We start from the raw sequence: 16970 nt of genomic DNA, 5'->3' as shown, positions 1-16970 counted from the left end.
ATCGAGCATCACCATCGCCGTTCGCGGCACTGTCAGCACCGTCGTTCCGGGCGTCTTCCGGGGTGTCATTCCTTCTCGCCGCCCAGTGCGAGACGGATCAGGCTGTCGGCGTCCAGTTCGTCGATGTCTTCGCCCTGTTCGCCCTCTTCGGCGAGCAGGGCGTCGTCCTGGACGCCGGCGAGCCGCAGCAGCGCCTCCATCAGCCCGGCTTCCCGGAACCTGGACAGCGGTACGGTCGCGAGTGCCGTGCGGAGTTTCTCCTCCGCAGCGTCCGGCTCGCCATGTTCAACGATCTGAGGCAGCAGCTTTTCCTTCAGGAAGGAGGCCAGTTCGAGGGTGTTGGGGTAGTCGAAGACCAGGGTGGCGGGCAGCCGCAGCCCGGTCGCGGTGCTCAGCCGGTTACGCAGTTCGACGGCCGTGAGCGAGTCGAAGCCCAGGTCGGTGAAGGCCCGGCCCGGCTCGACGGCCTCCGCCGAGGCATGCCCCAGGACGGCCGCCGCATGCGTACGGACCAGGTCGGTCAGCAGCCTGGTCCGCTCCTGCCCGGAGAGCCCGGACAGCCGCTGATGCAGCGAATCCGCACCCGCGTCACCGGCCCCGGCAGCGCTGCGCCGCCCGCTACCGGCCGAGACCAAGGCCCGGAACAGCGGCGGGACCTCCGTGCTTCCGATGCTCTGCGCCCGCATCCCGGCCAGGTCGAGCTTGGCCGGCATCAGCAGCGCCTCGTCCCGGGCCAGCGCCAGGTCCAGCAACGCCAGGCCTTCGTCGGCGCTGAGCGCCATGACTCCGCCACGGTTGATGCGGGCCCGTTCGGACTCGCTGAGCTGCCCGGTCAGCGCGCTGGCGTCGGCCCACATGCCCCAGGCCAGCGAGGTGGCGGGCAGTCCGGCCGCCCGCCGCTTCGCGGCCAGTGCGTCCAGGAAGGCGTTGGCCGCCACGTAATTGCCCTGGCCAGGGCTGGAGAAGGTGGCTGCCGCGGAGGAGAACAGCACGAAGTGGTCCAGGTCCAGTCCCTGGGTCAGCTCGTGCAGGTTCCAGGCACCGTCCGCCTTCGGACGCAGCACCCCCGCCACCCGCTGCGCGGTCAGCGAACCGACCGTACCGTCATCCAGCACACCCGCGGTATGTACCACGGTTCGCAACGGCGCTTGCGCCGGGGCCGCCGCCAGTACGGCAGCCAGCTCCCTACGGTCGGCGGCGTCACACGCCACCACCGTCACCGAAGCACCCGAGTGCGCCACCCGCGCGGCCAACGCCGCCACACCGGCCGCACCAGGACCCGAACGACTGGTGAGCACCACATGCTCCGCCCGACCCGACACCACCAGATGCCCGGCCACCAAGCCACCCAACGTGCCCGTACCACCCGTGATCAACGCCGAGCCGACACCGGACGGTTCGGTGGACCGGGGTTCGGCGAGGTTCGACGGCAGGGTCAGGACGATTTTGCCGGTGTGCCGGGCCTGCTGCATGAACCGGAACGCGTCCCGCGCCCGGCGCACCTCCCACGCCCGCATCGGCAGCCGCCGCAGCTCGCCGACGGACAGCAGCTCCACGACCCGCTCCAGGATCGTGCCCAGTGCTGCCGGTCCCGCCTCACCGAGTTCGAACGGGCGGTAGGTGACACCGGGTTGCTCCGCCGCCACCGCCTGGGCGTCGCGGACATCGGTACGGCCCATCTCCACGAACGCCCCGCCCCGCGGCAGCAACCGCAGCGACGCATCGGTCAGCTCACCCGCCAACGAGTTCACCACGACGTCCACACCGGCACCGTCCGTGGCGGCCAGGAAATCCGCCTCGAACCCAGCAGTACGGGAAGACGAGATGTGCGCCCCATCCAGACCCATCGCCGCCAGCACCGGCCACTTCCCCGGACTGGCGGTCGCGAAGACCTCCAGCCCCAGGTACCGGGCAATCTGCACCGCCGCCATCCCAACCCCACCCGTGGCAGCATGCACCAGCACCCGCTGCCCCGGCTTCGCCCCCGCCAACTCCACCAGCGCATACCAAGCAGTCATGAACGCACTGGGGACGGAGGCGGCTTCGGCGTAGGACCAGTCGTCCGGAATCCGCACCAGCTGCCGGGCGTCGGTGACAACCACCGGGCCGAACCCGCCCTCACACAGCCCCATCACCCGGTCACCCGGGACGAGATGGTCCGCCCCCGGTCCGGCTTCGAGCACCGTCCCGGCAACCTCGCTGCCCAGCACTCCGCCACCCGGATACATACCCAACGCGATCAGTACGTCGCGGAAGTTCAAGCCGGTCGCCCGGACCGCCACCCGCACCTGCCCGGCCGTGAGGGGCTGGTCCACCTCCGGCGACGGGAGCAGTGACAATCCCTCCAGCGAACCACCCGCGTCCGGCTCCAGCCGCCACCGGCCCTCCGGAACCGGCAGCCCCCCGGAGGGCCGCACCAGGCGTCGTGCGTGCACTGCGCCGTTTCGGAGCGCCAGCTCCGGCTCCCCGGTGGCAACGGCAAGTGGGAGAACGTCAGTCTCACCGGCTGTGTTGGTGGCCGGCAGGTCCACCAGGAGGAGCCGGTCGGGGTTCTCCGACTGAGCCGAGCGCACCAGGCCCGCGAGGGCCGCTGCCGGCAGATCGGCCACCCCCTCACCGGCCGAGACCGCCACCGCACCCCGCGTGAGAACCACCAGCCGACTCTCCGCCAGCCGCTCCTCACCCAACCACTCCTGCACCAGGCCGAGCATCTCACCAGTCACCCGGGCCGCAGCCCGCGCCGGGTCGTTTGCGTCTTGGCTCTCGCCACCGGCACAGACCAGGACGAAAGCCGGGTCGATCTCCCGGTCCGCTGCGGCAGCGGCCAGCTCCTCCAGCCCCGGGAAACAGCGCACCGGCGTCCCAGCAGCCGCCAGTTGCCCGGCGACATCGAAACGGTCGGCACCGATCAGCGCCCACTCACCGACGGCCGCCTCGGCCTCGGCGACCACCGCCCATTCCACTCCGAACAGCGCATCGGCCATTCCGGTGTCGGCGGTGCGAAGCTGGCCGGTGTCCACCGGGCGAGTGACCAGCGAGGCCACCGAAATCACCGGCTGGCCCGCCGCATCAGCAGCCGACACCGTCAACGTGCCCTGCACATCACGACGCAACCGGGCGCGCAGCACCAACGCGCCACTGGCATGAAGCTCCACACCAGCCCAGGCGAACGGCAACCGGATCTCACCCGGCTCCCCCTCAACACCGAGCAAGGCACTGGCATGCAGTACGGCATCCAGCAGCGCCGGATGCACACCGAAGGCCGCAGCGTCCTCCGCCACCTCCTCCGGCAACGCCACCTCGGCGAAAACCTCCTCGCCCCGGCGCCACACCGCCCGCAACCCCTGAAACGCCGGACCATAGCCGTACGAATTCGCGCCCGCCGCCTGGTACAGGCCAGAGACGTCCACCGTCGTGGCGTCACGGGGCGGCCACACCGCGAAGTCCTCCTCAGCCGCAGCCGCCGGACCGGCGGGGGCGAGCACACCGCCGGCGTGCTGCGTCCACCCCTGCGACTGACCAGCCGCATCCAGCCGGGAGAAGACCTCAACGGCACGCCGCCCCTCGGCATCCGCCCCGGCCAGCACCACCTGGACCTGCACAGCAGCGCCGTCCTCAGGCAAGACCAGCGGCGCCTGAAGCGTCAGCTCCTCCAGCACACCACACTCCGCCTGATCCCCCGCACACACCGCCAGCTCCACAAAACCGGTACCCGGCAGCAGCACCACGCCACCCACAGCATGATCAGCCAGCCACGGATGCGTACGCACCGACAACCGGCCCGTACACACCACACCCGCACCACCGGCCAGCTCAACCGCCGCACCCAACAACGGATGACCCACCGCACCCAACCCCAACGACACCGCATCACCACCGAAAGCCACAGCGCTCACCTTCGGCCAGAACCGCTCATGCCGGAACGCATACGTCGGCAACTCCACCCGCTTCCCCCCGGGCAGCACCACCTGCCAGTCCACCGGCGCCCCGTTGACGAACGCCTCTGCCAACGAGGTCAGCAGGCGCTCGGCGCCGCCGTCATCGCGCCGCAGGGTTCCACACACCGCGGCGGGCTCCGTCCCCGGGCCTGTCTCCTGGGCAACCTCTTCCAGGGTGTCGTTCATCGCCCCCATCAGCACCGGATGCGGCGTCACCTCGATGAACACCTGATGGCCGTGACCCGCCAGCACGCGTACAGCGCGGTCGTAATGCACCGTCGCGCGCAGGCTGCGATACCAGTACCCGGCGTCCAGCTCCTCACCGGTGAGGGTTTCGCCGGTCATCGCGGAGACCATCGGAACCCGGCCCCGGCGCGGAGAGACCCTGGCCAGAACGGTGGTGATCTCCTCCTCCAACCGGTCCACCTGCGCCGAATGCGAGGCATAGTCCACCGCGACCATGCGGGCCCTAGCGCCCTCCGCTTCGAACTCCGCCCTCAGCTCCTCAAGGGCCTCCGGCTCGCCAGAGACAACCGTGGCCGACGGCCCGTTGACCGCCGCCAGAGACACCCGCTCCCCGAACCGGACCAGACGCTCCTCAACCTCCGGCGCCGGACGGCTGACCGACAGCATCCCACCCGCACCCGCCAGCACCTTCAGCGCACGCGACCGCAACGCCACCACACGCGCACCGTCCTCAAGCGACAGCATCCCCGCCACCGTCGCCGCAGCAATCTCCCCCTGCGAATGACCCACCACAGCATCCGGCACCACACCCGCCGCCTCCCACACAGCAGCAAGAGAGACCATCACCGCCCACAAAGCAGGCTGAACGACATCCGCCGACTCCAGAGCGGGGGCATCCCCCGTTCCCGCCAGGACATCGGTCAGCGACCAGTCCACGTACGGCGCCAACGCCGCCGCACACTCATCAAAACGCGCCGCGAACACCGGCGAAACCCCCGCCAGCTCCCGACCCATCCCCGCCCACTGCGAACCCTGCCCCGCGAAAGCGAACACCGGACGAGCATTGGAACGGGCCACACCGGACACCACCGAACCAGCCGGAACACCCGACGCCACGCTTTCCACGCCACCGAGCAACTCGGCACGCCCCGTACCCACCACGACAGCCCGGTGCTCAAAGACCGAACGCGTCGCCGCCAACGACCACGCCACATCAGCCGGCTCCAGCTCCGGGCGAGCCGTCAGCCAGTCCCGCAGCCGGTCCGCCTGCGCGGCCAGACCCGCAGCCGAGCGGCCGGACACCAGCCAAGCGGGTGCCACGCCGGGAACGAGTACCGTGCTCACGGCCCCGGTCCCCTCGGGGGCTCCGACCAGGCTGTCACCGTCCTGTGTGACGGCGGGTGCCGGGGCCTCCTCCAGGATCACGTGTGCGTTGGTACCGCTGAGGCCGAAGGAGGAGACGCCGGCCCGCCGCACCCGGCCCCCGCTGGGCCACGGCACCGGTTCCGTCAGCAGCTTCACCTCGCCAGCGGTCCAGTCCACGTGTGAGGACAGTTCGTCGACGTGCAGGGTGCGCGGCAGTTGTCCGTGCTGGAGGGCCAGCACCATCTTGATGACACCCGCAACACCGGCAGCAGCTTGGGTGTGCCCGATGTTGGACTTCACCGACCCCAGCCACAACGGCCGACCTTCGGGACGCTCCTGACCGTAAGTGGCCAGCAGCGCCTGCGCCTCGATCGGGTCACCCAACTTCGTACCGGTACCGTGCGCCTCCACCACATCCACGTCACCGGGCGCCAGACGGGCGTTGGCCAGCGCGGCCCGGATCACCCGCTGCTGCGACGGCCCGTTGGGCGCGGTCAACCCGTTGGACGCACCGTCCTGGTTGGTCGCACTGCCCCGCAGCACCGCCAGCACCGGGTGCCCGTTGCGCCGCGCATCCGAAAGCCGTTCGATGACGAGCACGCCGGCGCCCTCAGCCATGCCCATGCCGTCGGCCTGGTCGGAGAACGCCTTGCAGCGGCCGTCCTTGGCGAGGCCGCTCTGCTCGCTGAAGCCGATGAAGCCTTCGGGCGTCACCATCAGGGTGACGCCGCCGGCCAGTGCCATCGAGCACTCCCCGGAGCGCAGAGCCTGGGCCGCCATGTGCAGGGCCACCAGTGAGGACGAGCAGGCGGTGTCCACCGTCACGGCCGGGCCTTCCAGGCCGAGGGTGTAGGACACCCGGCCGGAGAGCACGCTGGTCGCGGTGCCGGTGATGAGGTGGGCCGCGCCCTCGAAGTCGGCGCCGTAACCGTAGCCGGACGCGTAACCGCCGATGAACAGGCCGGTCGCGGTGGACCGCAGGGAGGTCGGGGCGATGCCGCTGCGCTCCAGTGCCTCCCAGGAGGTCTCCAGCAGCAGTCGCTGCTGGGGATCCATGGCCAGGGCCTCGCGCGGGCTGATCCCGAAGAAGCCGGCGTCGAAGCCGCCGATGTCCTCGATGAAGCCGCCGTGCCGGACGTACGAGGGGCCGTCCAGCGCCTCCAGGTCCCAGCCACGGTCGTCGGGGAACCCGGAGATGCCGTCGCCTGCGGAGGTGAGCAGTTGCCACAGGTCGTCGGGTCCGGCCACGCCTCCGGCGTAGCGGCAGGCCATGCCGATGATCGCGATCGGTTCGTCCGTCACGAGGGTGGCCGGCAGCGCGGCCGGTGTGGCGGGTGTCTGCGGCCCGGTGCCCAGGAGTTCGGTCTCCAGGTAGCCGGTGAGAGCGGCCGGGGTGGGGTGGTCGAACAGCAGGGTCGCGGGGAGCCTGAGACCCGTTGCGGCACTGAGGTCGTTCCGGAGTTCGACGGAGGTCAGCGAGTCGAAGCCGAGGTCGCTGAAGGCGCTCCGGTCCTGGACCGCGTCGGGCGAGGTATGGCCGAGCACCCGGGCGGCCCCGGCCCGCACCAGGTCGCTCAGCACCCGGCGCTGTGCGGGGCGGCCCAGTCCGGCCAGCCGTTCCGCCAGGGCCGGCTCGGCCGGTGCCTGCGGGGTCTCGGCCAGCAGCGCGGCCAGCCGGTGGACCTCCGGCAGGTCCCGCATCACGGCGGCTCGCAGCAGACCGGCCGAGGACTGCGGCTGGGCGAGGATCGCCGACCAGTCGATGTTCATCACTGTCAGTACGGTGTCGCCGCCGTCCAGCGCCTCGCCCAGGGCCCGTACCGCCAGGTCCGGGTCCATCACCTCTTCCCACTGGTTGCGGGCCAGCCGCTGCCGTGCCGCTGCGGAGCCCTGTGCCACGCCGACCGCCCACGGTCCCCAGGCCACGGCGAGTGCGGGCAGGCCGCGACTGCGTCGGTGCTGGGCTAGGGCGTCCAGGTAGGCGTTGGCCGCACCGTAGTTGGCTTGTCCGGGGGCTCCGGTGGTGGCGACCACGGAGGAGAACAGGACGAAAGCGTCCAGGTCCAGGTCGGCGGTCAGCTCGTCCAGGTGGGCGGCGCCGGCGGCCTTGGCGGCGAGCGCGGTCTCCAGCCGGGCCGGCGAGAGGGCGTCCACCACGCCGTCGTCCAGTACCGCCGCGGTGTGCACGACGGTGGTGAGCCGGGGGCCGTCGGTGCCGATCCGGCCGATCACCGCGCCCAGTTGGGAACGCTCGGCCGTGTCGCAGGCCAGTACGTCCACACGGGTGCCGCGCGCGGCCAGTGCGGCGGCCTGCGCTGCGGCTCCGGCGGCTGCGGGGCCGGAGCGGCTGGTCAGTACCAGCCGCTCGGTGTCGCGTGCGGCCAGCCAGGTTGCCACGTGGCCGCCGAGTGCGCCGGTGCCGCCGGTGATCAGCGCGGTTCCCGTCGCCGACTGCGAGGTAGCGGCCGCCGGGGACTGCGGAGCGTGGGCGAGTCTGCGACCCAGGGCCCCGGACGGCCGAAGGGCGACCTGGTTCTCCACGGAGCCGGCGAGTGCGGTCGCCAACTGCCAGCCGGTGCGTTCGTCCAGGACGGTGGGAAGGTCGATCAGCCCGCCCCAACGGTCAGGGTGTTCCAGCCCGGCGATCCGGCCGAAACCCCAGACCTGGGCCTGCAGCGGGCTGGTCGGCGCCTCGTCGGGGCCGGTGGCGACGGCGCCGCGGGTGGCCACCCACAACGGCGCTGTGATGCCGGTGTCGCCGAGCGCCTGCACCAGTGCGAGGGTGGCGGCCAGGCCCGCCGTCACCACCGGGTGGTCCGGCAGTGGCGTCTCGTCCAGCGCCAGCAGCGAGAGCACTCCGGATGCCGGCTCGGCGTCCTGCTGTGTCCGGTCGAGCAGCGCGGCGATCGCGTCCCGCTGAACGGTGCCTTCCGGCACCTGGACCGGCACGGTCTCGGCACCGCGGGCGGTGAGCGCCGCACGGCACTGCCGGGCCGCCTCGCCGTCGGCTTCCTGGGCCGGTACGAGCAGCAGCCAGCGGCCGGCCAGCCGGGCCGGTACCGGGTCGGCCACCGGCGCCCAGATGATCCGATAGCGCCAGCTCTCGGTGGCCGAACGTTCCTGCTCGCGGCGCCGCCAGGATGCCAGCGCGGGCAGCAGACCGTCGAGTTGGTGCTCGTTCTCGATGGCCAGTGCCCGGGCGAGCCCGGTACGGTCGCCGCCTTCGACGGCGGCCCAGAACCGCGCCTCGGCGGCCGAGGACCCGCCAGCGGCGACCGCGGCGGCGGCTGCTGTGGCGGTGGCGGAGGGCTCCAGCCAGTAACGGCGGTGCTGGAAGGCGTAGGTGGGAAGCTCCACCACCTCACCGGCCGGCAGGACCTTGCGCCAGTCCACCGGCAGCCCCGCCACGTGGGCGTGTGCGAGGGCGCGCAGCAGACCGGCCGCGCCCGCATCGGTCTGCGACAGGGTGCCGATGCTCAGCACCGGGGTGGTGCCCGCGTCCGTGTCCTGGGCGGTTTCGGTCACCGCAGCCGTCAGCACCGGATGCGGCGAGATTTCGACGAACGCCCCGTAACCGGATTCCAGCAGCGTGCGCACGGCGTCCTCGAAGCGCACCATCTGCCGCAGGTTCGCGAACCAGTACCCGGCATCCACCTCCTGCCCGGCCAGCCACTCCCCCGTAACGGTCGAGACCAACGGAACGCGGCCCGCCTGCGGGGCAATACCCGACAGCTCCACTTCAAGCTGGGCGGCAAGCGGCTCCACCGCCGCCGAATGCGCCACGAAGTCCGTCGCCGGGATACGCCAGCGCAGCACCTTACGCGCCGCCAGCTCCCGCTCGAAGACGGCCAGCGCCTCCGCTTCTCCGGAGACCACCACCGACGCCGGGCCGTTGACCGCAGCCACCGACAACCGGCCGTCGAAGCCAGCCACCAACTCACGCACCGCGTCAGCCGGCATCACCACCGACACCATCGCCCCGGCCACATCCAGCGACGACAACGCACGCGAACGCACCGCCACCACCCGCGCCGCATCCTCCAGCGACAGCATCCCCGCCACCGTCGCCGCAGCAATCTCCCCCTGCGAATGCCCCACCACCGCATCCGGCACCACACCCGCCGCCTCCCACACCGCGGCCAACGACACCATCACCGCCCACAACGCAGGCTGAACAATCTCAGCCGCCTCCAGCGCGGGAGCACCCTCCACACCCGCCAGGACATCGCCGAGCGACCAGTCCACATACGGCGCCAGCGCCGCCTCGCACTCCGCCAACCGCGCCGCGAACAACGGCGACGAGACCAACAGCTCCCGGCCCATACCGACCCACTGCGCACCCTGCCCGGCGAACACGAACACCGTACGACCCGTGGCCCGAGCAACCCCCGACACCACACCCGGCGACAACTCACCGGCCGCCAGACCCCGCACCCCGTCCAACAGCCCCGTCCGGTCACCAGCCACGACCACACCCCGGTGCTCCAACACCGCCCGCGTAGCCGCCAACGACCACGCCACATCAACCGGACGCAACGCAGCACGCCCAGCCGCCCACTCCCCCAACCGACCCGCCTGCGCAGCAAGACCCTCCGCAGACCGACCCGACACCAACCACGCCGACGCCCCACCCGCCGCAAGAACGGCAGGCGCGGCCTCAGTCGGTTCGGGCGTTTCGCCAGTGTCGGCCGGATCGGCCGGGGCCTCCTCCAGAATCACGTGTACGTTGGTGCCGCTCATCCCGAAACCGGAGACACCCGCCCTGCGCACCCGCTCGCCACTGGGCCACGGCACCGGCTCGGACAGCAGCCTGACCTCACCCGCCGACCAGTCCACGTGCGGCGTCGGCTCATCCACATGCAGCGTGCGCGGCAACCGCTCATGCTGAAGAGCCAGCACCGTCTTGATGACACCGGCGACGCCGGCGGCTGCCTGCGTGTGACCGATGTTGGACTTCACCGACCCCAGCCACAACGGCCGGCCCTCCGGCCGCTCCTGACCGTAAGTGGCCAGCAGCGCCTGCGCCTCGATCGGATCGCCCAGCTTCGTCGCCGAGCCGTGCGCCTCCACCACGTCCACGTCACCGGGAGTGAGACGGGCGTTGGCCAGCGCAGCACGGATCACCCGCTGCTGCGACGGACCGTTGGGCGCGGTCAGACCGTTGGACGCACCGTCCTGGTTGACCGCACTCCCCCGTACGACAGCCAAGACCTTGTGCCCATGGCGACGCGCGTCGGAAAGCCGCTCGACCACCAGCAACCCCACGCCCTCGGCGAAGCCGGAGCCGTCGGCCGAGGCCGCGAATGACCGGCAGCGGCCGTCCAGAGACACCCCGCCCGCGGTGGCGAAGGTGACGAACACGTCCGGGGTGGCGGTGACCGTGACGCCGCCCGCGAGAGCGAGTGAGCACTCGCCCGCGCGCAGGGCCTGGGCGGCCATGTGCAGCGCCACCAGGGAGGAGGAGCACGCGGTGTCCACCGTCACCGCCGGGCCCTCCAGGCCGAAGACGTAGGAGAGCCGGCCGGAGAGCACGCTGGTCGCGTTGCCCGTCGCCAGGTGTGCCTCGGCGACGCCGGTGCCCTCCAGCGACGCGTCGTGGGCGTACCGGGAGGAGTAGCCGCCGATGAAGGCACCGGTCTGGCTGCCGCGCACCGAGGCCGGGTCGATGCCCGCGCGCTCGAACGCCTCCCAGGAAGTCTCCAGGAGCAGCCGCTGCTGGGGGTCCATGGCCAGCGCCTCGCGCGGGCTGATCCCGAAGAAGCCGGCGTCGAAGGAGGCGGCGTCCGGTACGAATCCGCCGACCTGCTGGTAGGAGACGCCGGTGCGCTCCGCGTCCGGGTCCTGGAGCCGGTCCAGGTCCCAGCCACGGTCGCGGGGGAACGGGCCGATCGCGTCCGCGCCGGAGTCCAGCAGGTGCCACAGCTGCTCCGGGCCGGTCGCACCGCCCGGGAAACGGCAGGCCATGCCGACGATCGCGATGGGTTCGTCGGCGCCCACTGCAACCGGTGCGGGGGGAGCGGCGGTGGCGGGCAGGTCCCCGGCCAGTTCGCCACGGAGCATCGCGGCCAGCGCGGCCGGGGTGGGATGGTCGAACACCAGCGTCGCCGGCAGCCGTAGTCCGGTCTGTGCTTTCAGCCGGTTGCGCAGTTCCACCGCGGTCAGCGAGTCGAAGCCGACGTCGGTGAAGGCACGGCCGGCGTCGATCGCGTCCGGGGAGTCGTGCCCCAGTACGGCGGCGGCGTGCGCGCACACCAGCTCCAGCAGGAGCCGGTCCCGCTCGGTGCCACCGACCGAGGCCAGCCTGCGGCGCAGTGCCTCACCGGCCTCCGCACCGGAGCCGGTGGCGGTCCCGGAGGCGACGGTGCGCCGGGCGGACGGTCCCGCCAGTGCCCGCCACAGCGGCGGCACCTCGCCGCCGGCCGCGGTCTGTGCGCGCAACGCCGCGGTGTCCGGCCTGGCGGGCATCAGCACTGCTTCGTCCCTGGTCAGCGCCGTGTCCAGGACGACCAGTCCCTCGTCGGCGGTCAGCGGTACGAAGCCCCGGTCGATGCGGGCGAGGGAGGTGGCGTCCAGGTTGCGGCCGATGCCGGCCTCGTGAGCCCACGGGCCGAGCTGCAGCGACGTGCCCGTGAGGCCGGTGGCCCTGCGGTGCGCGGCCACGGCGTCCAGGAACGCGTTGGCCGCCACATAGCTGCCCTGGCCTGCCGAGCCGAAGACGGCGGCGGCGGACGAGAACAGCACGAACCGGTCCAGTTGGAGTCCGGCCGTCAGCTCGTGAAGGTGCCAGGCGGCATCGGCCTTCGGCCGCAGCACCGCGGACAGCCGCTCCGGCGTCAGCGACATGATCACACCGTCGTCGACGACGCCCGCGGCGTGCACGACGGAGCCCAGCGGGTTCGCGGCCGGGATCTGCTCCAGCACGGCGGCCAGGGCGTCCCGGTCGGCTGCGTCGCAGGCGACGATGCGTACCTGTACGCCGAGCTGGGCCAGTTCGGCGGCCTGGGCGGCCGCACCGGTGGCGACCGGGCCGGAACGGCTGGTCAGTACCACGCAGCCTGCCCGGCCGGTGGCCGCCAGGTGCCGGGCCACCAGCCCGCCCAGGGTTCCGGTGCCGCCGGTGACCAGCAGCGAGCGGGCTGCCGGGTCGGCCTGGATGCCGGACGGCCACTGGATCCGCGTCACCTCCCCCGTGGGACGGGTCAGGCGCCTGCCGTACTGGGCCTGACCGCGGATCGCCACCTCCGGCTCCCCGCTGCCCAGCGCCGTGGGCAGCAGCGCCGCCTCGTGCGGGGCGTCGGCGTGCGCGGGGAGGTCGGCCAGGAACAGCCGGTCCGGGTTCTCCGACTGCGCCGACCGCAGCAGGCCGCGGGCGACCGCAGCGGCCGGGTCCACCACGTCCTCGTCGGTGACCGCGTCCGCCCCCCGGGTGACGACCACCAACTGGGCGTCTTCCAAGGCTGGTTCGGTCAGCCACTGCTGAACGAAGTGGAGCGCGGCGGCGCCGGCCCGGTGTGCCGCACCCGGGAGGTGGCGCGCCGCGCCGACCGGTTGCGGGAAGCCGGGGGCCGCCGGTATCTCCTTGCCCGCCGACGTCGCATCGTCAGCCGGTGCCTCGGCGTCCTCGGCGGACACGTTGTCGCCAGGCAGGGCGTCCACGTCGGACAGGGCGTCGGCACCGGTCAGGATGTCCACGTCGGACAGGACGTCGGCGCAGACCACAACGGTTCGCGGGGCACCGGTGCCGGTCTGCGCCGCGGCGACCAGCTCGGGGAGGCCGGGGAAGGAGCGCAGTTTCACGCCTGCCGTCTCCAGCCCGTCGGCCAGCCCGTAACGGTCGGCGCCGAGCAGAGCCCACTCGCCGGTCGGGGCGTCACCGCCGGGCAGCTCGGCCCATTCCTGGACGAACAGCGAGTCGGCCAACTCGTCCTGTGCGGCGTGCAGTTGTTCCGCCGATACCGGGCGCCGTACCAGCGAACCCACGGTGACCACCGGGGCTCCGGTGGTGTCGGCAGCCGCCAGCGAGAGCCCGCCCTGTGCGTCCTGGCGCAGCCGTACCCGCAGCACTGTGGCGCCGCCGGCGTGCAGTGCCACGTCGGTCCAGGCGAACGGCATGGTGACCTGCCCGGTCTCCTGCGCGGCGGCCGGTTGGGCCAGGAACGAGGCGTGCAGCGCCGCGTCCAGCAGCGCCGGGTGCAGACCGAAGGTGCCCGCCTGCTGCGCGACCTCCTCGGGCAGCACCACCTCGGCGAAGACCTCCGTGCCGCGCCGCCAGGCCGCACGCAGCCCGTGGAAGGCGGGGCCGTAGACCTCCGCCAGCCGCACCGGGTAGACGTCCGAGACGTCGGCCGGCACCGCGTCCTGCGGGGGCCACACCGCGAAGTCCCGGTCGGCCGGTGCGGGCGGCGCGGTTGGGCCGAGCGTCCCGCCGGCGTGCAGCGTCCATGCCTGCCGGTCGGCGGCGTCCTCGGGGCGGGAGAAGACCCGGACTCCGCGATGTCCCTCCGTGTCCGGTGCGGCCACCGCGACCTGGAGCTGCACCCCGCTGCCGTCGGCGGGCAGCACCAGCGGAGCGTGCAGCGTCAATTCCTCCAGGAGCCCGCAGCCGACCTGGTCGCCGGCGCGCACCGCCAGCTCCACGAAGCAGGTGCCGGGCAACAGCACCACACCGCCGACGGCGTGGTCGGCCAACCAGGCATGGGTGCGCAGTGAGAGCCGTCCCAGGCACACCACCCCGTCGCCCCCGGCCAGTTCGACGGCAGCGCCGAGCAGTGGGTGGCCGACCGCGCCGAGGCCCAGCGCCAGTGCGTCGCCGCCGTCCTGGCGCAGCCCCACCATCGGGCCCTTGGGCCAGTACCGGTGGTGCTGGAAGACGTAGGTGGGCAGCTCGACCCGCTCACCGGCGGGCAGCACCGACGCCCAGTCCACCGGCGCGCCGTTGACGAACGCCTCGGCGAGCGAGGTGACCAGCCGTTCCGCGCCACCGTCGTCCCGGCGGAGCGTCCCGCACAGGGCGGCGGGCACGACGCCCGGGCCCGCCTCCTGCGCGGCCTCCTCCAGCGAGTCCGTCATGGCGCTCGACAGCACCGGATGCGGCGACACCTCGATGAAGACCCGCTGCCCCTGGCCGGCCAGGGAGCGCACCGCCCGTTCGAAATGTACGGTGGTGCGCAGGCTGCGATACCAGTAGCCGGCGTCCAACTCTTCGCCGGTGAGGGTCTCACCGGTCATCGCGGACACCATCGGGACGCGGCCCTGGCGCGGGGAGATTCCGGCCAGGACGGTGGTGATCTCCTCCTTCAGCCGGTCCACCTGCGCCGAATGCGAGGCGTAATCGACCGCGACCATGCGGGCCCGGGCGCCTTCCGCTTCGAACTCCGCCTTCAGCTCTTCAAGGGCCTTCGGTTCGCCCGAGACGACGGTGGCCGAGGGGCCGTTGACCGCCGCCAGGGACAGCCGGTCGCCGAACCGGGCCAGGCGTTCCTCGACCTCCGCCGCCGGACGACTGACGGACAGCATGCCGCCCGCACCCGCCAGCACCTTCAGCGCACGCGACCGCAACGCCACCACGCGCGCGCCATCCTCAAGCGACAGCATCCCCGCGACCGTAGCCGCAGCGATCTCCCCCTGCGAGTGGCCGACCACCGCATCCGGAGCGACACCGGCCGCCTCCCAGACATCAGCCAGCGACACCATCACCGCCCACAACGCAGGCTGAACGACATCCGCCGCCTCCAGCGCAGGGGCGTCCCCCGTTCCCGCCAGGACATCGGTCAGCGACCAGTCAACGTACGGCGCCAACGCCGCCGCACACTCCGCCAACCGCCCCGCGAACACCGGCGAGGTACGCACCAGCTCCTGTCCCATACCCAGCCACTGCGACCCCTGACCGGGGAAGACGAACACCGGCCGGAGGCCGGGGCGGGCCGTTCCGGACACCACCGAACCGTTCGGCGTTCCGGCGGCGAGATTTTCCAAGCTCGTCAGCAGCGCGGCGCGGTCGTCACTGCCGACGATGACGGCACGATGCTCGAAGGCGGTCCGCACGGTCGCCAGCGACCAGGCGACATCGGCCGGTCGCAGCTCCGGACGGGCCGTCAGCCAGCCGTGCAACCGGTCCGCCTGCGCCGCCGGTGCTGCCGCCGACCGGCCCGAGACCTGCCAGGCCCGGACCGCACCGGCACCTTCCCCGGACAGCACCCGCGCAGCCGGCCCATCCGGTTCCGTCTCTGGTTCCTTGGGCTCCTCGGCGGCTTCGGCCTCCTGCGCTGCGGGAGCCTCTTCCAGGATGAGGTGAGCGTTGGTACCGCTCATGCCGAACGCAGAAACAGCGGCCCGCCGCACCCGGTCTCCGTCGGCCGGCCAGGGCGCCGGTTCGGTGAGCAGCCGCACCTCACCCGCCGACCAGTCCACATGCGAGGACGGCACCTCGGCGTACAGCGTCTGCGGCAGCCGCTCATGCTGGAGCGCCAGCACCATCTTGATGACACCCGCAACGCCCGCAGCGGCTTGGGTGTGGCCGATGTTGGACTTCACCGACCCCAGCCACAGCGGCTCGCCCTCGCCACGGTCCCGGCCATACGTCGCCAGCAGCGCCTGCGCCTCGATCGGGTCACCGAGTGTGGTACCGGTGCCATGGGCCTCGACCACGTCCACGTCCCCCGGAGCCAACCGGGCGTTGACCAGGGCCGCACGGATCACCCGCTGCTGCGACGGCCCGTTGGGCGCGGTCAGACCGTTGGACGCACCGTCCTGATTGACCGCACTGCCCCGCAACAGCGCCAGCACCTTGTGGCCATTACGGCGGGCATCGGACAGCCGCTCCACCACAACCATGCCGGCACCCTCAGCCCAGCCCGTACCATCCGCATCCTCCGAAAACGCCCGGCACCGGCCATCAGCCGACAACCCCTGCTGACGGGAGAAGTCGATGAACGTCCCCGGCGTCGCCATCACCGTCGCCCCACCCGCCAGCGCCAGCGAACACTCCCCCGACCGCACCGACTGCGCCGCCAGATGAAGCGCCACCAACGACGACGAACAGGCGGTGTCCACCGTCACCGCCGGACCCTCAAGACCCAGCACATACGACACCCGCCCGGACAGGACACTGGTCGCATTGCCGGTCAGCACGTGACCCTCAGCGCCGGAGTCGTCCTGGCTCATGGATATGCCGAGCCCGTAACCGGAGGTGAAGCCACCGGCAAACACACCGGTGGCGCTCTCCTTCAGGGACGCCGGGTCGATGCCGGCACGTTCCAGCGCCTCCCAGGACGTCTCCAGCAACAGCCGTTGCTGCGGGTCCATCGCGAGAGCTTCGCGCGGGCTGATTCCGAAGAATTCCGCGTCGAACTCGGCCGCTTCCCGCAGGAACGCGCCCTGGGCGACGTACGAGGTGCCTTCGCGCTCACCGTCCGGATCGTACACACTCTCCAGGTCCCAGCCGCGGTCGGTCGGGAAACCGTCCACGCCGTCGCCACCGGAAGCAAGGAACTCCCAGAACTCCTCCGGACTGCCCACGCCACCGGGGAACCGGCACGCCATCCCCACGATCGCCAGCGGCTCCTGCTCGGCGGCCTCCAACCGGTGCAGACGCTTACGCGTTTCCTGGAGCTGGGCCGCGGTCTTCTTGAGGTAGTCGAAGAGTTTCTCTTGGTTGTCCACCAGGATCCCTTACCAAAATGTTCCGTCAGTGAGCGCGAA

The 16970-nt window shown here is 72.1% G+C and carries 1 protein-coding gene; it reads right to left on the bottom strand.

The features are described 5' to 3' along the window. Positions 1-65: 65 nt before the first annotated feature. Positions 66-16931, bottom strand: a complete 16866-nt coding sequence (locus tag ACZ4QV_RS30045) for a type I polyketide synthase (RefSeq protein ID WP_467763647.1) — start codon at positions 16929-16931, stop codon at positions 66-68. Positions 16932-16970 lie beyond the last annotated feature (39 nt).

The organism is Streptomyces sp. NPDC026394, assembly GCF_055567735.1.
This window is presented reverse-complemented; position numbering and strand designations above follow the sequence as displayed.